We start from the raw sequence: 22,207 nt of genomic DNA, 5'->3' as shown, positions 1-22,207 counted from the left end.
TTCCTATCCGGAGCGACGCAAATGCCTTACGGAGATACACAATGTCTAGCCCTCCCGTCACGCTGATGGTTGCACGCCGCGTTGCCAATGGACGCTACCAGGACCTGATCGCCTGGCTGCGCGAAGGCGAACAACTGGCCACCGATTTTCCCGGTTATCTCGGCTCCGGTGTGCTCGCTCCGCCGCCCGGCGATGACGAATTCCAGATCATTTTCCGCTTCGCCGACGAGCAGACCCTGCAGGCCTGGGAACATTCCGCTTCGCGCAGCGCCTGGCTCGGACGTGGCGGCGACTTGTTCGCCCACCCGACAGAACACCGGGTCAGCGGCATCGAGGGCTGGTTCGGTGCCGTCGGTCAACGCCCGCCACGCTGGAAACAGGCCGTGGCGATCTGGCTGGCGTTCTTTCCGGTCTCGCTGCTGTTCAACTTTGTGCTGGGGCCGCTGTTGAGTGACATGAGCCTGCTGCCGCGGGTTTTCATCAGCACCCTGTGCCTGACGCCGCTGATGGTTTACCTGTTCATTCCATTGTCGACCCGTTTGCTGGCCGGCTGGCTGAACAGCACGCCGGCACGCCCATTGCGTGCCGAACCCTCCACACAGAATCATTGATCCCTTCTGTGGGAGCGAGCTTGCTTGCGATGAGGGCGTGTCAGTCAACATATGTGTCGTCTGACAGTCCGCAATCGCGAGCAAGCTCGCTCCCACACTTGTTTCCCTCGCAATAGGTAGAGCGCTCCCGTCGCTGGTATAGTTTTGCTCTCACCGCGATGCGAGCCGTTCATGACTTCTTCCGCAGCCCCTGTCCTCATTACCGGCGCCGGCCAGCGTGTCGGCCTGCACTGCGCCCGGCGATTGCTGGAAGATGGCCATCGGGTGATTTTCAGCTACCGCAGCGAGCGTCCCGGCGTACAAGCCCTGCGCGACCTGGGGGCCACCGCTGTGTTCGCGGACTTCGCCAGCGAGGCCGGGATCTTCGCCTTCATCAACGAGCTGAAAACCCATACCGACAGCCTGCGGGCAATCGTCCACAACGCTTCCGAATGGCTGGCTGAAACGCCGGACACCGACGCCGCGGCATTCACCCGCATGTTCAGCGTGCACATGCTGGCGCCCTACCTGATCAACCTGCATTGCGCCGACCTGCTGCAACGCTCGAGCCCCGCCGACATCGTGCACATCAGCGATGACGTGACCCGCAAGGGCAGCAGCAGGCATATCGGCTATTGCGCCAGCAAAGCCGGGCTCGACAGCCTGACCCTGTCCTTCGCCGCCCGGTACGCGCCGGCCATCAAGGTCAACGGGATCGCGCCGGCCCTGCTACTGTTCAACCCTGAAGACGACGCGGCCTACCGCGCCAAGGCGCTGGCCAAGTCCGCGCTGGGCATCGAACCCGGTTGCGAAGTGATCTACCAGAGCCTGCGCTATCTGCTCGACAACCCTTATGTCACCGGCACCACCCTGACCGTCAATGGCGGAAGGCACATCAAATAGTGTCCCGCGAGGATTTTCCATGACGTTATCCCTGCCCCAGAATTATCGAGAGATCCTCATCGGTCTCGGTGAAAACCCCGACCGCGAGGGCTTGCTCGATACGCCGACGCGTGCAGCCAAAGCCATGCAGTACCTTTGCCATGGCTATGAGCAAAGTGTCGAAGAGATCGTCAATGGCGCGCTGTTCGCCTCCGACAACGATGAAATGGTAATCGTCGACAACATCGAGCTGTACTCGCTGTGCGAACACCACATACTGCCCTTCATCGGCAAGGCGCATGTGGCTTATATTCCAACCGGCAAGGTGCTGGGCCTGTCGAAGATCGCGCGGCTGGTGGACATGTTCGCCCGGCGCCTGCAAATCCAGGAAAACCTCACCCGGCAAATCGCCGACGCGGTGCAGCAAGTGACCGGCGCGGCAGGCGTCGCAGTGGTCATCGAGGCGCAGCACATGTGCATGATGATGCGCGGCGTCGAGAAACAGAATTCGACCATGAACACCTCGGTGATGCTCGGTGCCTTCCGCGAGTCGAGCAATACCCGCCAGGAGTTCCTGCAATTGATTGGACGGAGCAAGTAGCAATGCCACAACTTCAGCCAGGCATGGCACGCATCCGGGTCAAAGACCTGTGCCTGCGTACCTTCATCGGCATCAACGAGGATGAAATCCTCAACAAGCAGGATGTGCTGATCAACCTCACCATTCTGTACGCAGCCCAGGAAGCGGTACGGGACAACGACATCGATCACGCGTTGAACTACCGGACCATTACCAAGGCAATCATCGCCCATGTGGAAGGCAACCGCTTTGCGCTGCTCGAACGCCTGACCCAGGAAATTCTCGACCTGGTGATGGCCAATGCATCGGTGCTGTACGCCGAGGTCGAGGTCGACAAGCCCCACGCGCTGCGATTCGCCGAGTCGGTGTCGATCACACTCGCGGCAAGCCGCTGAGCTTCAAGCTTCAAGCCGCAAGCGGTAGACTTCAAGCCACCGCCATCCAACTTGCAGCTTCAAGCCTGCCGCTTGAAGCTGTCTCGCAGAGACCGCCATGACCGATCAACAACGCCTGGAACTCGAAGCCGCCGCCTTTCGTCGGCTGGTGGCCCACCTGGACAGCCGCAAGGATGTGCAGAACATCGACCTGATGAACCTCTCGGGCTTTTGCCGCAACTGCCTGTCCAAGTGGTACAAGGCCGCGGCCGACGACCGCCAGATCGAGGTCAGCCTCGACGAAGCCCGCGAAGTGGTTTACGGCATGCCGTACGCCGAATGGAAAGCCCAATATCAGCAAGAAGCCAGCGCCGACCAGCAAGCGGCGTTCGCCAAAGGAAAACCCAATGAGTGATTTGAACACCCTGCGCGCCAGCCTCAAGACCGGCGAACACGCCTTCGCCGACACCCTGGCGTTCATTGCCGCCGGATACGACTACCAGCCTCAGGCCTTCAACAACGGTGGTGTGGAAAACGCGGCCGGGCAGAACGAAGGCTCGTGCAAGACCCTGGGCCTGGCGCTGCTCGAAGGCTTGAGCGATGAAGAAGCCCTGCTGGCTTTCGGCGAGCATTACCGCTCGGTGCTGGCAACGCCGGAAGGCAGCGACCACGGCAACATCCGCGCGCTGATCGCCCATGGTCTGGCCGGTGTGAAGTTCGCTCAACAGCCGCTGACACGCCGCTGATTTGATTTGTAGGAGCGAGCCCGCTCGCGATGGACTGAAGAACGCCACGGGGTGTCAGGCTCCCAGCGTCATCGTTCACCACCATCGCGAGCAAGCTCGCTCCTACAGGTTTTGCGTTCATGGCGCGCAATTGATCACAAGCACAACCCGACTTTTAAGATTGACCCGGCAACTTTATTTCGTTTGCCCCGTACCACCGCTCACGGCTTAGATAAAAAGAAGTCCTCCTTCTTCCGAGCCGGTCATTCATGCGCAGCGAAACCATCAGCCAGTCGATCAACATCGTTCACCCTGTCACGCTCAGCCACGGCAAGAATGCCGAGGTCTGGGACACCGATGGCAAACGCTACATCGACTTTGTCGGCGGCATCGGCGTGTTGAACCTCGGCCATTGCCATCCGCGCATCGTCGAAGCCATTCGCGAACAAGCCACCCGTCTGACCCACTACGCGTTCAACGCTGCACCCCATGAGCCTTACCTCGAACTGATGGATTGCCTCAGCGCATTCATGCCTGTGGCTTACCCGGTCAGCGGCATGCTCACCAACAGCGGCGCGGAAGCGGCGGAAAACGCCCTGAAGATCGTCCGTGGCGCCACCGGCCGCAGCGCGGTCATCGCCTTCGACGGCGCTTTCCACGGCCGCACACTGGCCACCCTCAACCTCAATGGCAAAGTCGCGCCGTACAAACAAAAAGTCGGCGTGTTGCCGGGGCCGGTGTTTCACTTGCCCTTCCCCAGCCGGGACAACGGCGTCACCTGTGCCGAGGCCCTCAAGGCCATGGAGCGCCTGTTCAGCGTCGAGATCGATGTCGAAGACGTCGCCTGCTTTATCGTCGAACCGGTGCAGGGTGAAGCGGGTTTCCTGGCCATGGACGTCGAGTTCGCCCAGGCGCTGCGCAAGTTCTGCGACGACAAGGGCATTGTGCTGATCGCCGATGAAATCCAGTCCGGTTTCGGCCGTACCGGCCAGCGCTTCGCGTTCTCGCGACTGGGCATCGAGCCCGATCTGATCCTGCTCGGCAAAAGCATCGCCGGCGGCGTGCCGCTGGGTGCGGTGGTCGGGCGCAAGTCACTGCTCGACAATTTGCCCAAGGGCGGACTCGGTGGCACTTACTCCGGCAATCCCATCGCCTGTGCAGCGGCACTGGCAACCCTGGACGAAATGACCGATGCCAACCTGCATGCCTGGGGCACCCAACAGGAAGAAGCGATTGTCGGTCGCCATGCAACCTGGCGCGCGAACAACCTGACGCCGTACCTGGGACGCCTGACCGGCGTCGGCGCCATGCGTGGTATCGAGCTGATCAACGCCGATGGCTCGCCCGCACCGACACAATTGACCCAACTGCTGGCACTGGCGCGCGACGCCGGTTTGCTGCTGATGCCCAGCGGCAAGTCGCGGCACATCATTCGCTTGCTGGCGCCGCTGACCATCGAGGCTGCGGTGCTGGAGGAAGGGCTGGATATCCTTGAGGCGTGTCTGAAGAAATTGGCCTGATCCAGCGCCCACTGTAGGAGCGAGCATGCTCGCGAAGAACCTGAGAGCCCTGCGGGGTGTCAGGCTCCCAGCGTTATCGTTGACGACCATCGCGAGCGCGCTCGCTCCTACAGGGACATGTGTATTTTCCGAAGGCACAAAAAAACCGGCCGAAGCCGGTTTTTCGTTTCTACAGAATCAAGCGTTCTGCAGATTATCCAGGTAACGCTCGGCATCCAGTGCCGCCATGCAACCTGCGCCAGCCGAGGTGATGGCCTGACGGTACACGTGGTCAGCCACGTCACCAGCGGCGAAGATACCTTCGAGGCTGGTGGCAGTGGCGTTGCCGTCACGGCCGCCCTGCACAACCAGGTAGCCGTCTTTGAGGGTCAACTGGCCTTCGAACAGCGAAGTGTTCGGGGTGTGGCCGATGGCGATGAACACGCCGTCGACTTTCACTTCGTCGAAACTGCCGTCGTTGTTCTTCAGGCGGGCACCGGTCACGCCCATGTTGTCGCCCAGCACTTCGTCCAGGGTCGCGTTCAGCTTCAGCTCGATCTTGCCTTCGGCGACACGGGCGTTCAGCTTGTCGATCAGGATCTTCTCGGCGCGGAAAGTTTCACGACGGTGGATCAGGGTGACTTTGCTGGCGATGTTGGCCAGGTACAGGGCTTCCTCAACAGCGGTGTTGCCGCCGCCGACCACGGCCACCGGCTTGTTGCGATAGAAGAAACCGTCGCAGGTCGCACAGGCCGAAACGCCTTTGCCCATGAACGCTTCTTCCGATGGCAGGCCCAGGTAACGAGCGCTGGCGCCGGTGGCGATGATCAGGGCGTCACAGGTGTAAGTCGCGCTGTCGCCGGTCAGGGTGTATGGCTTGGCGGCGAAGTCGACGGCATTGATGTGATCGAAAACGATCTCGGTTTCAAAGCGCTCGGCGTGCTCACGCATCCGCTCCATCAGCGCCGGGCCGGTCAGGCCGTGGACGTCGCCCGGCCAGTTGTCGACTTCGGTGGTGGTGGTCAGTTGACCGCCGGCCTGCATGCCGGTGATCAGCAGTGGCTTGAGGTTGGCACGGGCGGCATAGACCGCGGCGCTGTAACCGGCAGGGCCGGAACCGAGAATAATCACTCGCGAATGACGGACTTCAGACATGACCTGCTCCTGTTGACCGGCCCGGATTACCTGGCACGGAACGCCGGATTGCCGGCTGGAATAAAAAAGAACGGTTGAAAGCACTTGGGGAAGGCTTGACCCGACCGTCCTGTAAAAAGATTGGGTGCAGCGTATCGAGGGGGCGAAGATTAAGGAAATACGGTTTAACAATCCAGCTCATAGGTGGTCTCTATGGCATCTGACCGACGATATCGACGTCTTTGTTACAGTGAATGTCGATACCGCCACCGCGCTTTCGCCTGCAAGGCAAAGCCGGTAAGGTCGGCGCGTTTTCCCTCTGCTCGGAGCACCTTATGCCCGCCCCTGTACTGTCCGGCCCGCAATACCTGCGCGAAGGCCTCAAGCTGGTGTTGAGCCCCAGCCTGCGTTTGTTTGTGCTGTTGCCGTTGGCAATCAACCTGGTGCTGTTCGTCGGATTGATCTACCTGGCCAGCCATCAATTCAGCCTGTGGGTCGACACCTTGATGCCATCGCTGCCCGACTGGCTGAGTTTTCTCAGCTACATCCTCTGGCCATTGTTCGTGGTGCTGGTGGTGTTGATGGTGTTCTTCACCTTCACCATGCTCGCCAACGTCATTGCCGCGCCGTTCAACGGCTTCCTCGCAGAAAAAGTCGAAGTGGTGGTACGCGGCACCGACGACTTCCCGGCCTTCAGTTGGGGCGAGTTGATCGCCATGATTCCGCGTACCCTGGCCCGGGAAATGCGCAAGCTTGGCTATTTTCTGCCCCGGGCGATCGGGTTGTTCATCCTCTCGTTCATCCCGGTGGTGAACATCATCGCCGCGCCGCTGTGGCTGTTGTTCGGGGTGTGGATGATGGCGATCCAGTACATCGACTACCCGGCGGACAACCACAAGCTGGGCTGGAACGAGATGCTCGCCTGGCTGCGCGAGAAGCGCTGGCAGAGCATGAGCTTCGGCGGCAGCGTGTACCTGGTGCTGCTGATCCCTGTGGTGAACATTCTGATGATGCCGGCTGCCGTGGCCGGGGCGACGCTGTTCTGGGTGCGTGAGCGCGGGGCAGAAAACCTGGTGACCCAGCGCTGAGTCACAAATCCATCATCCCGACGTCACACTGACGACATGGCCCCAGCCGACACTGGGGTCATGACGACAGCTCTGCATATCACCCTGATCACCGAAACCTTCCCACCGGAAATCAACGGCGTGGCCAATACCCTTGGTCGCTTGTGCGACGGTTTGCGCGCGCGCGGGCATCAAGTGGAGCTGGTGCGGCCGCGTCAGGGCTGCGACCAGCAACTGGGCAGCGACGATGAATTGCTGCTGTGCCGCGGCTGGCCACTGCCGGGCTATCCCGGCCTGCAATGGGGTCAGTCGTCGATGCACAAGCTGCTGCGGCGCTGGACGCGTCACCGCCCGGATGTGCTCTACATCGCCACCGAGGGCCCGCTGGGGCTCTCTGCGTTGCGTGCGGCACGGCGACTGGGAATTTCCGTGGTCAGCGGTTTCCACACCAATTTCCAACAGTACTCCAACCAGTACGGGCTTGGTTTGCTCACGCGCCTGCTGACTCACTACCTGCGCTGGTTCCACAACCGCTCGACCATGACCCTGGTGCCCAGCGTCAGCCAACGCATGGAACTGGAGCGGCGGCATTTCGAGCGCCTGGCGTTGCTGTCCCGAGGGGTCGACAGCGAATTGTTTCACCCGGCCAAACGCTTGAATGCCCTGCGCGAGCAATGGGGGCTGGCCGAGGCAGACATCGCCGTCATTCATGTCGGACGCCTGGCCCCGGAAAAGAATCTCGGCCTGCTCAAGCGCACCTTCAATACCCTCAAGGCGAGTTATCCCCAGCGCACGCTGAAACTGGTCGTGGTCGGCGATGGCCCGCAGCGCCAGGAACTGGAAAACGAAATGCCCGAGGCGATTTTCTGCGGCACCCAACGGGGTGAAGCCCTGGCGTGTCACTACGCGTCAGGCGACGTGTTTCTGTTTCCGAGCCTGACCGAAACCTTTGGCAATGTGGTGCTTGAAGCACTTGCCTCGGGGCTCGGCGTGGTGGCCTACGACCAGGCGGCGGCGGCCCAGCATATTCGTCATGGCTACAACGGCGTATTGGCGATGCCGGGGGATGAAGAAGCGTTCTGCGATGCAGCGGCATGGCTGCTGGAGGAAAGGGAAGCCTTGCGCAATGTCAGGCTCAATGCGCGCCAGCATGCCAGTCGCCAGGGTTGGGCGACGATTATCGAGCAGTTCGAGGGACAGTTGCGCGGTGCCTGTGCCGGGGAGATGGTGGTGCCGAATGCGCCGACTGTGCTCTGATTTTTCAGTGATCTTGAGTCAGTCATCGCGAGCAAGCTCGCTCCTACAGGATTTGTGTACAACGCACACCCTGTGGGAGCGAGCTTGCTCGCGATGAGGCCTTCCCGGTCGCCGCTTAAACCAGCGTCATCAACGCCTCACGACTGAACGGCAGAATGTCCTCTTCACGGCCGTCGCGCACTTTCTGCGCCCAGTCCGGGTCCACCAGCAAGGCACGACCGACCGCCACCAGGTCGAACTCATCGTTGTTCAGGCGCTCCAGCAGTTTTTCCAGGCTGGCAGGCTGCGCGACCTTGTCGGTGCTAACCATGAACTGCAGGAACTCGCCGTCCAGGCCGACACTGCCCACGGTGATGGTCGGCTTGCCGGTGAGTTGGCGGGTCCAGCCAGCCAGGTTCAGCTCGGAACCGTCGAACTCCGGCTCCCAGAAGCGGCGGGTCGAACAATGGAAAATGTCCACGCCCGCGTCGGCCAACGGCTTGAGGAACTCGCCCAAGGCTTCAGGGGTTTGCACCAGACGTGCGGTGTAGTCCTGCTGCTTCCACTGGGAGAAACGGAAGATGATCGGGAAACCTTCACCGACCGCGGCACGCACGGCCTGAACCAATTCAATGGCGAAGCGCGAACGGTTGGCCAGGCTGCCGCCGTATTCGTCGGTGCGCTGGTTGCTGCCTTCCCAGAAGAACTGGTCCACCAGATAACCGTGGGCACCGTGGATTTCCACGCCGTCCATGCCGATGCTCTGGGCATCCCTGGCGGCCTGGGCGAACGCGGCGATCACGTCCTGGATATCCTGTTTGGTCATGCCGTGAACCACGACCTGACCTTCCTTCAGTTTTTCCGACGGGCCATAACCCGGCACGCTGGCGTCCGGCTCGGTGCCGATCCGGCGCACGCTGCCCACATGCCACAACTGCGGAACGATCTTGCCGCCTTCGGCGTGAACGGCGTCGACGACTTTCTTCCAACCGGCCAGGGCTGCTTCGCCATAGAAATGCGGAACGTTCGGGTAGCCGTTGGAAGCCTTGTGACCGACGGTGGTGCCTTCGGTGATGATCAGGCCGACGCCGGCTGCGGCGCGGCGACGGTAGTATTCGATCACTTTGGAATTAGGCACGCCACCTGGGGAAAAGGAGCGGGTCATCGGCGCCATGACGACGCGGGTCGGCAGTTCGAGGGTGCCGAGGTGGAACGGTTTGAACAGGGCTTTGACGGGCATGGGACGCTCCACAGAAATGACTTTATGACGGCGATAATATGGAGGTTCGCACGTACTGAACAGCACTATTGATTTGGGTGATGTAGGAGCGAGCTTGCTCGCGATGGTGGTCAACGATAACGCTGGCGGTCTGATGCCCCGCGGTGTTCCTACAACCATCGCGAGCGAGCTCGCGCCTACAGGGGGGGATATCAGCTCAGCGCTTTTTCAATCGCGTGAACGATGGTCGGATCATCCGGCGCCGTGCGTGGCGAGAACCGTGCCAGCACACGCCCGTCCTTGCCCAGCAGGAACTTCTCGAAGTTCCAGGTGATATCGCCGGGAAATTCCGCGCCCTCTCCCGCCAGCAGGCGATACAACTGATGACGTTCATGCCCGTTGACTTCCAGCTTGCTGGACAACGGAAAGGTCACGCCATAGTTGAGGCTGCAGAAATCCTTGATTTCCTGCTCGGTCCCCGGTTCCTGCCCGGCAAACTGGTTGCACGGCAAGCCCAGGACGCTGAAGCCCTTGGCCTTGAATTGCTGATAGAGGTTTTCCAGCGCCGCGTACTGCGGGGTCAGGCCGCATTTGGAGGCGACGTTGACCACCAGTACGACTTGGCCTTTGAAAGGCGCCAGAGGTAGCTCCTGTCCATCCAGGGCTGTCAATTTAAGGTCGTGAAAAGCACTCATGGCGTACTCCAGATTCCCGTGTTCTTCTCGAAACAGCCACTTGGCGGTGTCATCAGGGACGGCCGCAGACTAAAAAGGCGCCCACAAGGCGCCTCTCCAGTTATCTGAGCTTAGCGCAGAAATCAGTGGTGATGGCCACCTTCGCCATGGACGTGACCATGAGCGATTTCTTCCTGGCTGGCGTCACGGATGGCAACGATCTTGACCTGGAAATTCAGGCGCTGACCGGCCAACGGGTGGTTGCCGTCAACGGTGACGTCGTCGCCGTCCAGATCACGGATGGTCACGATCTGCATCTGGCCGTCCGGAGCGGAAGCGTGGAACTGCATGCCCACTTCCAGCTCGTCGACGCCTTCGAACATGCTGCGGCTCAGGGTGCTGACCAGTTCGGCGGCGTATTCGCCGTAAGCGTCTTCCGGTTCAACGGCTACGGTCAGCTCGTCGCCGACAGCCTTGCCTTCCAGAGCCTTTTCCAGGCCCGGGATGATGTTGCCTGCACCTTGCAGGTAGACCAGCGGCGCGCCGCCGGCGGAGCTGTCGATGACCTCACCAGCGTCGTTGGTCAGGGTATAGTCGATGGAGACAGCCTTATTGGCGGCGATCAGCATGGGGCGAGACCTTTTGCATAGGAAAATTGAAAGGCCAAGTTTAGCGAAGCAATCGTCCGAAAGCGAACACAACCCGGACAGACGGGATTCGACGATCACAGGCTTCCATCAGGACGAGGACGGACACTGGGTGGCCGAGCTTTCCTGCGGCCACACCCAGCACCTGCGGCACCAGCCACCCTGGCAATCCCGCGCCTGGGTCATGGACCCTGTGCAACGCCTTGAAAAAATAGGCCAGCCCTTTGCTTGCGGTTGGTGCGCACAGGGCTCGGTTAGCGATAACCTTGGCGACTGAATTTCGGTAGATCGTCAGATATAGATGATCACCTTTGCCATGCTCCTTCAGAGAATCCGCATGCAAACTTTTTTTATCGCGCCCACCGATTTTGGTGTGGGTCTGACCTCCATCAGCCTAGGGCTGGTACGCACCCTTGAGCGGGCCGGGCTCAAGGTCGGTTTTTTCAAACCGATTGCCCAGCCGCATCCGGGCGACACGGGCCCGGAACGTTCCACCGAACTGGTGGCGCGTACCCACGGCTTGAAACCGCCGCAGCCCCTGGGCCTGGCCCATGTCGAGCGCATGCTCGGCGACGGCCAGCTCGATGAGTTGCTCGAAGAAATCATCACCCTTTATCAGCAGGCTGCCATCGGCAAGGACGTGCTGATCGTCGAAGGCATGGTGCCGACCCGCAGCGCCAGTTATGCCGCGCGGGTCAACCTGCACCTGGCCAAGAGCCTCGACGCCGAGGTGATCCTGGTCTCGGCACCGGAAAACGAAGTGCTGACCGAGCTCTCCGGTCGCGTCGAGTTGCAGGCGCAGTTGTTCGGCGGCCCGAAAGACCCGAAAGTCCTCGGTGTGATCCTCAACAAGGTCAAGACCGAAGAAAGCATGGAGGCCTTCGCCACGCGCCTGAAAGAGCATTCGCCGTTGCTGCGCAGTGGTGATTTCCGCTTGCTCGGCTGCATTCCGTTCCAGCCGGAACTGAACGCCCCGCGCACCCGCGACGTCGCCGACCTGATGGGCGCGCAAGTGCTCAACGCCGGTGATTACGAAACCCGGCGCATGACCAAGATCATCATTTGCGCCCGCACCATGCGTAACACCGTGGAGTTGCTCAAGCCCGGCGTGCTGGTGGTGACCCCTGGCGACCGCGACGACATCATCCTCGCCGTCAGCCTTGCGGCCTTGAACGGCGTGCCTCTGGCCGGCCTGCTGCTGACCAGCGACACCCTGCCCGACCCACGCATCATGGACCTGTGTCGCGGTGCCCTGCAGGCCGGATTGCCGGTGCTGTCGGTGAGTACCGGCTCCTACGACACCGCCAACCTGCTCAATGGCCTGAACAAGGAAATCCCCATCGATGACCGCGAGCGCGCCGAAATCATCACCGATTTCATCGCCAGCCACCTCGATGCCAACTGGCTGCATCAGCGCTGCGGCACACCACGGGAGATGCGCCTGTCGCCAGCGGTGTTCCGCTATCAACTGATCCAGCGCGCCCAGGCGGCCAACAAACGCATAGTGTTGCCCGAAGGCAGCGAGCCGTTCACCGTGCAGGCTGCCGCGATCTGCCAGGCCCGTGGCATCGCTCGCTGTGTGTTGCTGGCCAAGCCCGAGGACGTGCAGGCCGTCGCCCGTGCCCAGGGCATCGAGTTGCCACCGGGCCTGGAAATCATTGATCCGGACTCGATCCGCGAACGCTATGTCGAGCCGATGGTCGCGCTGCGCAAAAGCAAAAGCCTCAATGCGCCGATGGCCGAGCAACAACTGGAAGACACCGTGGTGATCGGCACCATGATGCTGGCCCTGGATGAAGTCGACGGCCTCGTATCGGGCGTGATCAACACCACAGCCAACACCATCCGCCCGGCCCTGCAGCTGATTAAAACCGCGCCAGGCTGCACCCTGGTGTCGTCGGTGTTCTTCATGCTGTTTCCGGAAGAGGTGCTGGTCTACGGCGACTGCGTGATGAACCCGCACCCGAGCGCCAGTGAACTGGCCGAGATCGCCCTGCAAAGCGCTGATTCGGCCGCCGCGTTCGGCATCACGCCACGGGTGGCGATGATCAGCTACTCCAGCGGTGAGTCGGCCAGCGGTGAAGAAGTCGAGAAGGTCCGCGAGGCAACCCTGCTCGCCCACGAACAACAGCACTCGCTGCTGATTGACGGCCCCTTGCAGTACGACGCCGCCGCCAACGAAAGCGTGGCTCGGCAACTGGCGCCGAACAGTCAGGTGGCCGGTCGTGCCACGGTGTACGTATTCCCCGACCTCAACACCGGCAATACCACGCACAAGGCCGTACAGCGCAGCGCCGACTGCGTCAGCCTCGGCCCGATGCTGCAAGGCCTGCGCAAACCGGTGAACGATTTGCCGCGCGGCGCGCAGGTCGATGACATCGTCTACACCATCGCCCTGACCGCGATTCAAGCCGCCAACCGACCTATGGATGTGTAAATGCTGGATTTCTTACCTGCTGCGCTGCGGGGCGTGATCGCCTCGCTGCTGTTGGCATTGAACACGATTCTGCTCTGCTCATTCCTGTTCTGCGTGGCACTCGTCAAGGTATTGCCGTTCGCCCTCACCCAGCGCCTCGCGGGCTGGCTGATGAGCCATACCCACGAAGCCTGGATCAGCATCAACAAAGGCTGGATGAACCTGGTGCGCCGCACACGCTGGCACGTCAGCGGCCTGCAAGGCCTCGACTATCAGCATTCGTACCTGATCACCAGCAACCACCAGAGCTGGGTCGACATCCTGGTGCTGCAATACGTGCTAAACCGGCGCATTCAGCCACTGAAGTTCTTTCTCAAGCAGGAGCTGATCTGGGTTCCGGTGATCGGTCTGGCCTGGTGGGCGCTGGGCTTTCCGTTCATGAAGCGTTACTCCAAGGCCTATCTGGAAAAGCACCCGGAGAAGAAAGGCAAGGACCTGGAAACCACCCGCAAGACCTGTGCGAAATTCCGCGACAACCCGGTGGGCATTTTCAACTTCGTAGAAGGCACGCGCTTCACCGAGGGCAAGCACAAGCAACAGCAGTCACCCTTCAAGTACCTGCTCAAGGCCAAGGCCGGCGGCATTGCCTTTGTGCTGGATGCGATGGGTGAGCAGCTTGAATCCCTGGTCAACGTGACCATCCACTACCCCGCCGGGCGCCCGGGTTTCTGGGATTTGCTGTGCGGGAACGTTGCGGACGTGGTGGTGCACTTCGAAGAGCTGAAGATCCCGCCGCAGTTCATCGGCAGGAACTACGACCAGGACGGTGAATACCGCCTGCAGTTTCAGGGCTGGATCAATCAGTTGTGGCAGGACAAGGATGCGTTGCTGGACCAGATGCACCACGAATTCCCAGGCAAACACTAATCCCCTGTGGGAGCGAGCTTGCTCGCGATTTCGGACTGACATTCAACATTGATGTCGACTGATCCGCCGCTATCGCGAGCAAGCTCGCTCCCACAGGTTTAGTGTTTGTTTTGACTGATTACCAGACACAAAAAAACCCGCCGATGATCACTCATCGACGGGTTTCTTTTTACCGGTCAGCGCTTAGATCGCGCCACGCTCACGCAGCAGACCCAGCACTTGCTTGACGCCTTCCTCCAGCGACACGGACTGGGTGTCGATCACCAGGTCGGCATCCAGCGGCACATCGTACGGGAAGGACTCGCCCGGGATGTTATCCCCGGCCGCCGCATACAAACCTTGCGGATCACGCTCGGCGCAGACCGTCGGCGAAGCCTGGACGTAGACCGTCAGCAGACGCTCCTTGCCGATCAGTTCCCGGGCCTGTTCACGCCCTTCGGCACTCGGGGCAACGAACGCAGCGAGGGTCAGCAGGCCGGCTTCGTTGAACTGACGCGCCACGTGCGCGGCACGACGCCAGTTCTCGGTACGCCCGGCACGATCCTGTGGCAGACCTTTGTTCAGGTCGTGACGCAGGTTCTGGCCATCGAGCACGAACACCGCACGACCCATGTCGAACAACTTGCGTTCAACCGCATACGCCAGGGTGCTTTTGCCCGCGCCCGACAAGCCGCTGAACAACACGGTGGCCGGTTGCTGGCCGAAGCGCTGTGCGCGTTCTTCGGTGGCAACGTGGGCCAGTTTGCCGTGGTGCGTACTGGTGCCATGGGCCAAAGGCTGGGCGACGATCATGCCCGCGCCAACGGTGCCGTTGGTCAAGCGGTCGATGATGATGAAGGCGCCGGTGGTGCGGTTGCTGTCGTAACCGTCGAGGGCAATCGGCGCATCGAGCGCGATCTTGACCTTGCCGATTTCGTTCAGCTGCAACGCACTGGCCGGACCTTCTTCCAGGGTGTTCACGTCGACCTTGTTGACGATGCTGGCGATGGAGCCAGGCACGTAACTGGTGGCGCGTTTGATGTCGTACTTCTTGCCCGGCAGCATCGGCTCTTCAGCCATCCACACCAGCATCGCTTCGAAGCTGTCGGTGACTGGCGGCACGTTGTCGGCATGTACCAACAGGTCGCCACGGGAAATATCGATTTCGTCTTCCATGGTCAGCGTTACAGCCTGACCAGGACCTGCGTGCTCCAGTTCACCTTCGAAGGTGACGATGGATTTCACGCGGCTGCTCTTGCCCGACGGCAGGACCACGACTTCGTCGCCTTTCTTGACGATGCCGCTGGCCAGGGTGCCGGCGAAGCCACGGAAGTTCAGGTTCGGACGGTTGACGTACTGAACCGGGAAACGCAAGTCGGTGAAGTTGCGATCGCCCGCCACTTCCACGGTCTCGAGGATCTCCATCAGCGATTGGCCGGTGTACCACGGCGAGCGCTCGGACTTGTTCACCACGTTGTCGCCTTTCAGCGCAGACATCGGCACGAAGTGCATGCTGGTGGGCTTGAGCTTCAAGCCTTCGGCGAACTGCAGGTAGTCGGCCTTGATCGACTCGAACACACCCTGGTCGAAGTCCTTGAGGTCCATCTTGTTGATGGCCACGACTATGTGCTTGATGCCCAGCAACGAGGCGATGAAGCTGTGGCGACGGGTCTGGGTCTGCACGCCGTAACGGGCGTCGACCAGGATGATCGCCAGGTCACAGGTGGAGGCACCGGTGGCCATGTTGCGGGTGTACTGCTCATGGCCAGGGGTGTCGGCGATGATGAATTTGCGCTTGGCGGTGGAGAAGTAGCGGTACGCGACATCGATGGTGATGCCTTGTTCACGCTCGGCCTGCAGGCCGTCGACCAGCAGCGCCAGGTCGATGTCTTCGCCGGTGGTGCCGACTTTTTTCGAATCGCGGGTAATGGCTTCCAGGTGATCTTCGTAGATCATCTTGGAGTCGTGCAGCAGGCGCCCGATCAGGGTGCTCTTGCCGTCGTCGACGTTACCGCAGGTCAGAAAGCGCAGCAGCTCTTTACGTTCGTGCTGGCCCAGGTAGGCGAGGATGTCCTCGCTGATCAAATCAGATGCGTGCGACATGACAACCCCTTAGAAATAACCCTGACGTTTTTTGTCTTCCATCGAGCCTGCGCCATCGTGGTCGATGACACGGCCCTGGCGCTCGGAAGTTCGCGTCAGGAGCATTTCCTGAATGATGTCCGTGAGGCTTTCGGCCTCGGACTCCACCGCGCCCGTCAACGGGTAGCAACCAAGGGTACGGAAACGCACTTTCTTTTTGACGATGCGCGCTTTGTCTTCGTCGCTCAGATGCTCGAGGATGCGCTCGTCGTCGATCATGATCAGCGTGCCGTTCTTCTCGATGACTTCACGCTCGGCGGCGAAATACAGCGGAACGATCGGGATGCCTTCAAGGTAGATGTACTGCCAGATGTCCAGCTCGGTCCAGTTCGACAGCGGGAAGACGCGGATCGACTCGCCCTTGTTGACCTTGCCGTTGTAGACGTTCCACAGCTCGGGGCGCTGGTTTTTCGGATCCCAGCGGTGCTTGCTGTCGCGGAACGAGTACACGCGCTCTTTGGCGCGGGATTTCTCTTCATCGCGACGAGCGCCGCCGAATGCTGCGTCGAAACCATACTTGTCGAGTGCCTGCTTGAGGCCCTCGGTCTTCATGATGTCGGTGTGCTTGGCGCTGCCGTGGGTGAACGGGTTGATGTCCTGCGCCACGCCGTCCGGGTTGACGTGGGTGATCAGGTCGAGGCCCAGCTCGGCGACCATCTTGTCGCGGAAGCTGTACATCTCCTTGAATTTCCAGCGAGTGTCGACGTGCATCACCGGAAACGGCAGCTTGCCCGGGAAGAACGCCTTGCGTGCCAGATGCAGCATCACGGCGGAGTCTTTACCGATGGAGTACAGCATCACCGGGTTATCGAACTCGGCGGCCACCTCGCGGATGATGTGGATGCTTTCCGCCTCCAGCTGTTTCAGATGCGTCAGTTTGTCGACCATGGCTACTCACGAAAACTTTCTTATGAACGGCCACCGGGCCGTGTTCGAGCGGGGATCCTAGCACAGCGCCCCCTTCTAATCAGGACGCCAACTAGATCGAAAGAGCATATGAATATGCCTGCCTGTTTGGCCTGTAGGAGCGAGCCCGCTCGCGATGGTCGTCAACGATAACGCTGGGAGCCTGACACCCTGCGGTGTTCTCGGGTACATCGCGAGCAAGGCTCGCTCCTACAGGGATAGCGTTTCGTCAGATCGGATTCGGGCAATCGATGAAGATGTGCTCCAGCGCAAACCGGCGGGCCAGATAATCCCCCAGCGCCTGAACGCCGTAGCGCTCGGTCGCATGGTGACCGGCGGCGATGAAGCTGATGTCGTTTTCCCTGGCGCTGTGGAAGGTTTGCTCGGAAGCCTCGCCGCTGAGGTACAGATCGACACCCGCCAGAATGGCTTGATCGATGTAACCCTGGCCACCACCGGTGCACCAGCCGACGCGGCGTACCATGGCGCTGCCTTCGATCAACAGCGGCTCACGCCCCATCACTTCCTGGACGCGGCGGGCGAAATCCCGGGGCATCATTGGCTCGTTCAGCGAGCCGACCAGGCCGACAATCTTCAGGTTGTCCGGATCCAGCGGTCCTTCGACGGTGATGTCGAGCTGTCGCGCGAGCTGCGCGTTATTGCCGACGTCCGGGTGCAGGTCCAGCGGCAGGTGATAGGACAACAGGCTGATATCGTGCTTGAGCAGGGTCTTCAAGCGGCGCTGCTTCATGCCGGTGATGCACGGGTTTTCACCTTTCCAGAAGTAGCCATGATGCACCAGCACCAGGTCTGCGTTGGCCTCCACGGCCGCATCGAGCAAGGCCTGGCTGGCGGTGACCCCACTGACAATGCGCATCACTTGTGGCCGCCCCTCGACCTGCAGGCCGTTGGGGCAATAATCGGCGATTTTGGCGCTGTTGAGGTAGCGGTCGGCTTCTTCGACCAGGGTGCTCAGGGCGACGGCCATAAAAGACTCCTAAATATCCCGTTCAGAGGCGCGTGCGGCCTCGTATAATGCGCGTCATTATGAGCGGTCTCAGACCGCCTGCAACTCTCTCAGGAACTGCTTAATGCTCAAGGCGCTGCGTTTTTCCGGCTGGCCGCTGTTGGCCGGCGTGCTTGTCGCTCTTTTGATAATCCAGCGTTACCCGCAATGGGTCGGGCTCCCGAGCCTCGACGTCAATCTGCAACAGGCGCCGCAAACCACCAGCATGCAGCAGGGTCCGGTGTCTTATGCCGAAGCGGTATCCACTGCCGCGCCATCGGTGGTGAACCTGTACACCACCAAAGTCATCAACAAACCCAACCATCCGCTGTTCGAAGATCCGCAGTTTCGTCGCTTCTTCGGCGATAACTCGCCCAAGCAGAAACGCATGGAGTCGAGCCTCGGTTCCGGCGTGATCATGAGCCCGGAAGGCTACATCCTGACCAACAACCACGTGACCAGCGGTGCCGACCAGATCGTGGTGGCGCTCAAGGACGGCCGGGAAACCCTGGCGCGAGTGATCGGCAGCGACCCGGAGACTGACCTCGCGGTTCTGAAAATCGACTTGAAAAACTTGCCGGCGATCACCGTGGGGCGTTCCGACAACATCCGCATCGGCGATGTCGCGCTGGCCATCGGCAACCCGTTCGGCGTCGGCCAGACCGTAACCATGGGCATCATCAGCGCCACCGGGCGCAATCAATTGGGCCTGAACAACTACGAAGACTTCATCCAGACCGATGCGGCGATCAACCCGGGCAACTCTGGCGGTGCGCTGGTGGATGCCATCGGCAACCTGACCGGCATCAACACGGCGATCTTTTCCAAGTCCGGGGGCTCCCAGGGCATTGGGTTCGCAATCCCCGTGAAGCTGGCGATGGAAGTGATGAAGTCGATCATCGAGCACGGCCAGGTGATTCGTGGCTGGCTGGGTATCGAGGTGCAGCCGCTGACCCAGGAACTGGCCGAGTCGTTCGGCTTGTCCGGTCGTCCAGGCATTGTCGTGGCGGGAATTTTCCGCGATGGCCCGGCACAGAAGGCCGGTCTGCAACTGGGTGATGTGATTCTTGCCATCGATGGCGAACCGGCCGGTGATGGCCGTCGCTCGATGAATCAGGTAGCGCGGATCAAGCCGACCGACAAGGTCGCGATCGAGGTGATGCGCAACGGCAAGGAGCTCAAGCTGATGGCTGAAGTCGGCCTGCGTCCGCCGCCGGCTCCGATCAAGGAAAAAGAAGAGGAATAAGCCAGACCCGATCATTTCGGGTCGATGGAAGACATTCTCATTAGTTATGTTATGTTGTTTCAATTCTTGAAATTGGAACAACATAACATGTCGTCTCGAATAAAGGCCTCGGTGGCAAGTCTTGCCCTCGGGCTGTTGGGAGAACCGGCCTTCGCCGAAGAACCCCAAGCGTTGGAACTGGATGCCATCAGCGTCACTTCCGACTACGAATCCCCTACCGGGCCTGTCGCTGGCTACCGCGCCACCCGTTCCGCCAGCGCGACCAAAACCGACACCGCCATTCGCGACATCCCGCAATCGATCAGCGTGGTCCCCATCAGCGTGCTCAACGATCTGGGCAGCACCAGCGTTGAGCGCGCGCTGGACTTTGCCGGCGGCGTTTCGAAGCAGAACAACTTCGGTGGCCTGACGCTATACGAATACAGCGTACGCGGCTTCACCACGTCGGAGTTCTACAAGGACGGCTTCAGCGCCAACCGTGGCTACCCAAGCACGCCGGATGTGGCGAACATCGAGCGCATCGAGGTGCTCAAAGGCCCCGCCGCCAGTTTGTATGGCCGAGGTGATCCGGGCGGCACAGTCAACATCGTCACCAAGAAACCTCAGCCCGAAGCCTTCGCGACCCTGAACACCAGCGCGGGCAGCTGGGATCGTTATCGCACGGCGCTGGACGTCAACACGCCACTGGATGACCAAGGCAACGTGCTGTCGCGGGTCAACCTGGCCATAGAGGACAACCACAGCTTCCGCGATCACGTCGACAGCCAGCGCGTATTTGTCGCGCCCTCCTTCAGCTGGCAACTGAACCAGGACACGAGCCTGTTGGTGGAAAGCGAATTCGTTCGCCACAGCTCGACCTTCGATCGCGGCATCGTCGCCCCCAACAACACCTGGAGCGGCGTCTCCCGTTCGACCTTCCTCGGCGAACCCGATGATGGAGACATCGACAACCACAACAACATGCTGCAGGCCGCCCTCGAACATCAGCTCGGCGACAGCTGGAAACTGCGCCTGGCCAGCCATTACAAGGAAGGCAAACTCTGGGGTTTCGCGTCAGAAGCGCGCCCGCTGAATGCCGACGGCCGTACCGTCAACCGCCGCTATCGCGAGCGTGACAACGATTGGCACGACAGCATTACCCAACTCGAACTGCGCGGCTTTTTCGACACCGGCAGTTTGCAGCACGAACTGTTGATCGGCAGCGAATACGAGAACTACCGCAAGAACGAACGGGTGACGACCATTGCCGGCAGCCCCTACGCCATCGACATCTACCAACCGGTCTATGGCCAGCCAAAACCCAACGGCGCGCGCTCTGGCACGGATTTCTTCGAACACGTCGAAAGCCATGCACTGAACCTGCAGGACCAGATCATCTTCACCGATAAGCTGCGGGGCATGCTCGGTGTGCGCTTCGAACATTTCGAGCAACACATCGACGATCACACCCGTGGCGCTACCAGCACTCAGAGCCACGACGCGCTGACCCAACGGGCCGGCTTGCTTTATCAACTGACACCTGAAGTCGGCCTGTTCGCCAACGCCTCGACCTCGTTCAAGCCGAACAATGGCCTGGACGCGGCCGGTAAATCCTTCGACCCGGAAGAAGGCATCGGCTACGAAATCGGGATCAAGAGCGAGCTGTTCGATGACCGTTTGAGCAGCACCCTCGCCGCTTTCCATATCGAGAAAGAAAACGTCCTCGCCCTCGACCCGGGTACAGACACCAGCCGCGCCATGGGAAAGGCACGCAGTCAGGGCATCGATCTGCAAGTCACCGGACATGTCAGCGACGCTGTTCGCGTGATTGGCGCCTTCGCCTACATCGACGCTGAAGTCACTGAGGGCGACAAGGTCATTCCCGCCGGCAGCCGCATTCTCGGCGTGGCCAAACGCAGTGGCAGCCTGTTGGGTGTTTATGAGTTCCAGGACGGTCGACTGCGCGGCTCGGACCTTGGCGCCGCGTTCACTTATGTCGGCGATCGCTCGGGCGAAGCTGGCAGCGACTTTGAGTTACCCGCGTATCACACCGTCGACCTGCTGGCCCATTACAAGACCAGCGACAACATCACGGTGGGCCTGAACCTGAACAACATTTTCGACGAAAAGTATTTCGAGCGCTCCTACAGCAACTACTGGGTCAACCCCGGCGAGCCGCGCAATTTCACCGTCAGCCTGACACTCACTCTGTAAAAGGACGTCCCCATGCACCCACTCAAACCCCTGGCACTGCTCGGCTTGCTGTTTGCCACCGAGGTCTCGGCCCACGGCCTGTGGACCGAACAACGTCGTGGAAACATCGAGGTCATTTACGGGCACGGCGCCGAAGACAACACCTTCAAGGCACAGAAAATCAGCGGTGCCTGGGCCTATGACGTCAATGGAAAAATGATTCCGGTGACGGTGCAGCGCCTGCCTGATCACGCGCGCCTGCAACCGCTTAAACCACCCGCCGTGATGGCGGTGGCGCTCGACAATGGGATGTGGTCGCAGACCGCCGACAAGAAATGGATCAACGAAGGACGCAGCAAAGTGCCGGGAGCGATCGAGGCGACGCAGACGTTCAAGTACAGCCTGGCGATCTATCAGCCGGGTGCAAAGCTGCCCAAGCTGGATCAAATGAAATTGCTGATTCTGCCTGAGGTCGATCCGCTGACCGTAGGGCCGGGCCAGTCGCTGCCAGTCCAAGTGTTACTGGATGGCAAACCCGCTGCGGGCGTGAAGCTGGTGGGGGACTATCGCAACGCACCGAATACCTTGAGCACCGAAACCGATGCAAACGGCCGGGCGCAGGTGCTGGTGCGCAATGAAGGCTTGAACGTGATTTCGGCGCAGGTGGAAGTGCCGGTGAAGGACAGCATTGATGTGAATAGTCGCGGGCTGTTCAGTTCACTGACGTTCCTGGGCGAGCCGCATCACGAATAAGTCAAAGCGACACTAAACACTGTGGGAGCGAGC

General features: G+C 60.7%; 22 protein-coding genes and 1 pseudogene. 15 read left to right on the top strand and 8 right to left on the bottom strand.

Translation table 11 applies throughout. The features are described 5' to 3' along the window. Positions 1-41 precede the first annotated feature (41 nt). The 7 genes from KW840_RS08295 (at position 42) to KW840_RS08265 (ending at position 4,671) form a co-directional block, all read left to right on the top strand. Positions 42-611, top strand: a complete 570-nt coding sequence (locus KW840_RS08295; protein ID WP_057716399.1) for an antibiotic biosynthesis monooxygenase — start codon at positions 42-44, stop codon at positions 609-611. A 171-nt stretch (positions 612-782) separates the two neighbouring features. After that, the gene (folM, locus tag KW840_RS08290; RefSeq protein WP_090453111.1) at positions 783-1,493 is read left to right on the top strand and encodes a dihydromonapterin reductase; all 711 of its coding nucleotides are present in this window, start codon (positions 783-785) and stop codon (positions 1,491-1,493) included. Between the two features lie 19 nt (positions 1,494-1,512). Beyond that, positions 1,513-2,073 carry a GTP cyclohydrolase I FolE gene (gene folE / locus KW840_RS08285; RefSeq protein WP_008046221.1) on the top strand — a complete coding sequence of 187 codons (561 nt, stop codon included), beginning with the start codon at positions 1,513-1,515 and terminating at the stop codon, positions 2,071-2,073. 2 nt (positions 2,074-2,075) lie between these two features. Continuing rightward, complete coding sequence (gene folX / locus KW840_RS08280; RefSeq protein WP_007970304.1) at positions 2,076-2,447, top strand: dihydroneopterin triphosphate 2'-epimerase; 372 nt, start codon at positions 2,076-2,078, stop codon at positions 2,445-2,447. Positions 2,448-2,544: 97 nt separating this feature from the next. After that, positions 2,545-2,841, top strand: coding sequence for a DUF1244 domain-containing protein (locus tag KW840_RS08275; RefSeq protein ID WP_046040093.1), 297 nt, complete (start codon positions 2,545-2,547; stop codon positions 2,839-2,841). Beyond that, complete coding sequence (locus tag KW840_RS08270; protein ID WP_102669101.1) at positions 2,834-3,172, top strand: HopJ type III effector protein; 339 nt, start codon at positions 2,834-2,836, stop codon at positions 3,170-3,172. The genes KW840_RS08275 and KW840_RS08270 overlap by 8 nt, the downstream gene beginning before the upstream one ends. Before the next feature lie 248 nt (positions 3,173-3,420). Continuing rightward, complete coding sequence (locus KW840_RS08265) at positions 3,421-4,671, top strand: aspartate aminotransferase family protein (protein WP_218494934.1); 1,251 nt, start codon at positions 3,421-3,423, stop codon at positions 4,669-4,671. Between the two features lie 9 nt (positions 4,672-4,680). Here the strand turns inward: KW840_RS08265 and KW840_RS28460 are convergent. Further along, positions 4,681-4,761, bottom strand: a pseudogene (locus KW840_RS28460) (outer membrane lipoprotein carrier protein LolA); the annotation flags it as partial. 87 nt (positions 4,762-4,848) lie between these two features. Beyond that, entirely contained in the window at positions 4,849-5,805 is a 957-nt protein-coding gene (gene trxB / locus KW840_RS08260; RefSeq protein WP_095965873.1) for a thioredoxin-disulfide reductase, read from the bottom strand. Positions 5,806-6,119: 314 nt separating this feature from the next. On the opposite strand from trxB, the gene cysZ reads away from it, so the two are divergent. Beyond that, positions 6,120-6,872, top strand: coding sequence for a sulfate transporter CysZ (gene cysZ, locus KW840_RS08255; RefSeq protein ID WP_057716404.1), 753 nt, complete (start codon positions 6,120-6,122; stop codon positions 6,870-6,872). Between the two features lie 36 nt (positions 6,873-6,908). Then, positions 6,909-8,108 (top strand): glycosyltransferase family 1 protein, encoded by a 1,200-nt coding sequence (locus KW840_RS08250; protein ID WP_218494933.1) that lies wholly within the window; start codon positions 6,909-6,911, stop codon positions 8,106-8,108. Positions 8,109-8,223: 115 nt separating this feature from the next. Here KW840_RS08250 and KW840_RS08245 read toward each other — a convergent pair whose 3' ends face one another. The 3 genes from KW840_RS08245 to KW840_RS08235 all read right to left on the bottom strand — a co-directional run bounded on the left by KW840_RS08245 (position 8,224) and on the right by KW840_RS08235 (position 10,609). Further along, a complete protein-coding gene (locus KW840_RS08245; protein WP_218494932.1) occupies positions 8,224-9,327 on the bottom strand; it encodes an NADH:flavin oxidoreductase in 1,104 nt (367 codons plus the stop codon). 191 nt (positions 9,328-9,518) lie between these two features. Next, positions 9,519-10,001, bottom strand: a complete 483-nt coding sequence (locus KW840_RS08240; protein WP_056728393.1) for a glutathione peroxidase — start codon at positions 9,999-10,001, stop codon at positions 9,519-9,521. A 122-nt stretch (positions 10,002-10,123) separates the two neighbouring features. Beyond that, positions 10,124-10,609: a peptidylprolyl isomerase gene (locus KW840_RS08235; protein ID WP_007942189.1), complete on the bottom strand. Its 486-nt coding sequence runs from the start codon at positions 10,607-10,609 to the stop codon at positions 10,124-10,126. On the opposite strand from KW840_RS08235, the gene KW840_RS08230 reads away from it, so the two are divergent. The 3 genes from KW840_RS08230 to KW840_RS08220 are packed head-to-tail and all read left to right on the top strand — an operon-like array spanning position 10,578 to position 13,970. Beyond that, complete coding sequence (locus KW840_RS08230) at positions 10,578-10,904, top strand: DUF3565 domain-containing protein (RefSeq protein WP_057716672.1); 327 nt, start codon at positions 10,578-10,580, stop codon at positions 10,902-10,904. The two genes, KW840_RS08235 and KW840_RS08230, sit on opposite strands and share 32 nt — an antisense overlap. A gap of 60 nt (positions 10,905-10,964) precedes the next feature. Then, on the top strand, positions 10,965-13,064 hold the full coding sequence (gene pta, locus KW840_RS08225; RefSeq protein WP_218494931.1) for a phosphate acetyltransferase: 2,100 nt from the start codon (positions 10,965-10,967) through the stop codon (positions 13,062-13,064). Then, positions 13,065-13,970 carry an acyltransferase gene (locus tag KW840_RS08220; RefSeq protein ID WP_218494930.1) on the top strand — a complete coding sequence of 302 codons (906 nt, stop codon included), beginning with the start codon at positions 13,065-13,067 and terminating at the stop codon, positions 13,968-13,970. A gap of 183 nt (positions 13,971-14,153) precedes the next feature. Here the strand turns inward: KW840_RS08220 and cysN are convergent, their stop codons facing one another. The 3 genes from cysN to KW840_RS08205 form a co-directional block, all read right to left on the bottom strand. Then, positions 14,154-16,052 carry a sulfate adenylyltransferase subunit CysN gene (gene cysN / locus KW840_RS08215; protein WP_218494929.1) on the bottom strand — a complete coding sequence of 633 codons (1,899 nt, stop codon included), beginning with the start codon at positions 16,050-16,052 and terminating at the stop codon, positions 14,154-14,156. A gap of 9 nt (positions 16,053-16,061) precedes the next feature. Next, the gene (gene cysD / locus KW840_RS08210) at positions 16,062-16,979 is read right to left on the bottom strand and encodes a sulfate adenylyltransferase subunit CysD (protein WP_008046199.1); all 918 of its coding nucleotides are present in this window, start codon (positions 16,977-16,979) and stop codon (positions 16,062-16,064) included. Positions 16,980-17,226: 247 nt separating this feature from the next. After that, positions 17,227-17,985 carry a Nif3-like dinuclear metal center hexameric protein gene (locus KW840_RS08205; protein ID WP_057716409.1) on the bottom strand — a complete coding sequence of 253 codons (759 nt, stop codon included), beginning with the start codon at positions 17,983-17,985 and terminating at the stop codon, positions 17,227-17,229. Positions 17,986-18,088: 103 nt separating this feature from the next. Between KW840_RS08205 and algW the strand changes: the two genes are divergently transcribed. From algW to KW840_RS08190, 3 genes are all read left to right on the top strand, one after another. Then, a complete protein-coding gene (algW, locus tag KW840_RS08200; RefSeq protein WP_057716410.1) occupies positions 18,089-19,249 on the top strand; it encodes a Do family serine endopeptidase AlgW in 1,161 nt (386 codons plus the stop codon). A gap of 87 nt (positions 19,250-19,336) precedes the next feature. Continuing rightward, a complete protein-coding gene (locus KW840_RS08195; protein WP_218494928.1) occupies positions 19,337-21,442 on the top strand; it encodes a TonB-dependent siderophore receptor in 2,106 nt (701 codons plus the stop codon). Between the two features lie 12 nt (positions 21,443-21,454). Beyond that, entirely contained in the window at positions 21,455-22,174 is a 720-nt protein-coding gene (locus tag KW840_RS08190) for a DUF4198 domain-containing protein (protein ID WP_218494927.1), read from the top strand. The last annotated feature ends 33 nt before the right edge of the window (positions 22,175-22,207 follow it).

The sequence above is a fragment of the Pseudomonas sp. PDM30 genome, assembly GCF_019218985.1.
In the GTDB taxonomy this organism is placed as follows: Bacteria; Pseudomonadota; Gammaproteobacteria; order Pseudomonadales; family Pseudomonadaceae; genus Aquipseudomonas; species Aquipseudomonas jessenii.
This window is presented reverse-complemented; position numbering and strand designations above follow the sequence as displayed.

Bases quoted from the DNA above. Each gene is read 5' to 3' on its own strand.
- KW840_RS08295 (WP_057716399.1), top strand. From the start codon at position 42: ATGTCTAGCCCTCCCGTCACGCTGATGGTTGCACGCCGCGTTGCCAAT.
- folM (WP_090453111.1), top strand. From the start codon at position 783: ATGACTTCTTCCGCAGCCCCTGTCCTCATTACCGGCGCCGGCCAGCGT.
- folE (WP_008046221.1), top strand. From the start codon at position 1,513: ATGACGTTATCCCTGCCCCAGAATTATCGAGAGATCCTCATCGGTCTC.
- folX (WP_007970304.1), top strand. From the start codon at position 2,076: ATGCCACAACTTCAGCCAGGCATGGCACGCATCCGGGTCAAAGACCTG.
- KW840_RS08275 (WP_046040093.1), top strand. From the start codon at position 2,545: ATGACCGATCAACAACGCCTGGAACTCGAAGCCGCCGCCTTTCGTCGG.
- KW840_RS08270 (WP_102669101.1), top strand. From the start codon at position 2,834: ATGAGTGATTTGAACACCCTGCGCGCCAGCCTCAAGACCGGCGAACAC.
- KW840_RS08265 (WP_218494934.1), top strand. From the start codon at position 3,421: ATGCGCAGCGAAACCATCAGCCAGTCGATCAACATCGTTCACCCTGTC.
- trxB (WP_095965873.1), bottom strand. From the start codon at position 5,805: ATGTCTGAAGTCCGTCATTCGCGAGTGATTATTCTCGGTTCCGGCCCT.
- cysZ (WP_057716404.1), top strand. From the start codon at position 6,120: ATGCCCGCCCCTGTACTGTCCGGCCCGCAATACCTGCGCGAAGGCCTC.
- KW840_RS08250 (WP_218494933.1), top strand. From the start codon at position 6,909: ATGGCCCCAGCCGACACTGGGGTCATGACGACAGCTCTGCATATCACC.
- KW840_RS08245 (WP_218494932.1), bottom strand. From the start codon at position 9,327: ATGCCCGTCAAAGCCCTGTTCAAACCGTTCCACCTCGGCACCCTCGAA.
- KW840_RS08240 (WP_056728393.1), bottom strand. From the start codon at position 10,001: ATGAGTGCTTTTCACGACCTTAAATTGACAGCCCTGGATGGACAGGAG.
- KW840_RS08230 (WP_057716672.1), top strand. From the start codon at position 10,578: ATGGAGACAGCCTTATTGGCGGCGATCAGCATGGGGCGAGACCTTTTG.
- KW840_RS08235 (WP_007942189.1), bottom strand. From the start codon at position 10,609: ATGCTGATCGCCGCCAATAAGGCTGTCTCCATCGACTATACCCTGACC.
- pta (WP_218494931.1), top strand. From the start codon at position 10,965: ATGCAAACTTTTTTTATCGCGCCCACCGATTTTGGTGTGGGTCTGACC.
- KW840_RS08220 (WP_218494930.1), top strand. From the start codon at position 13,065: ATGCTGGATTTCTTACCTGCTGCGCTGCGGGGCGTGATCGCCTCGCTG.
- cysN (WP_218494929.1), bottom strand. From the start codon at position 16,052: ATGTCGCACGCATCTGATTTGATCAGCGAGGACATCCTCGCCTACCTG.
- cysD (WP_008046199.1), bottom strand. From the start codon at position 16,979: ATGGTCGACAAACTGACGCATCTGAAACAGCTGGAGGCGGAAAGCATC.
- KW840_RS08205 (WP_057716409.1), bottom strand. From the start codon at position 17,985: ATGGCCGTCGCCCTGAGCACCCTGGTCGAAGAAGCCGACCGCTACCTC.
- algW (WP_057716410.1), top strand. From the start codon at position 18,089: ATGCTCAAGGCGCTGCGTTTTTCCGGCTGGCCGCTGTTGGCCGGCGTG.
- KW840_RS08195 (WP_218494928.1), top strand. From the start codon at position 19,337: ATGTCGTCTCGAATAAAGGCCTCGGTGGCAAGTCTTGCCCTCGGGCTG.
- KW840_RS08190 (WP_218494927.1), top strand. From the start codon at position 21,455: ATGCACCCACTCAAACCCCTGGCACTGCTCGGCTTGCTGTTTGCCACC.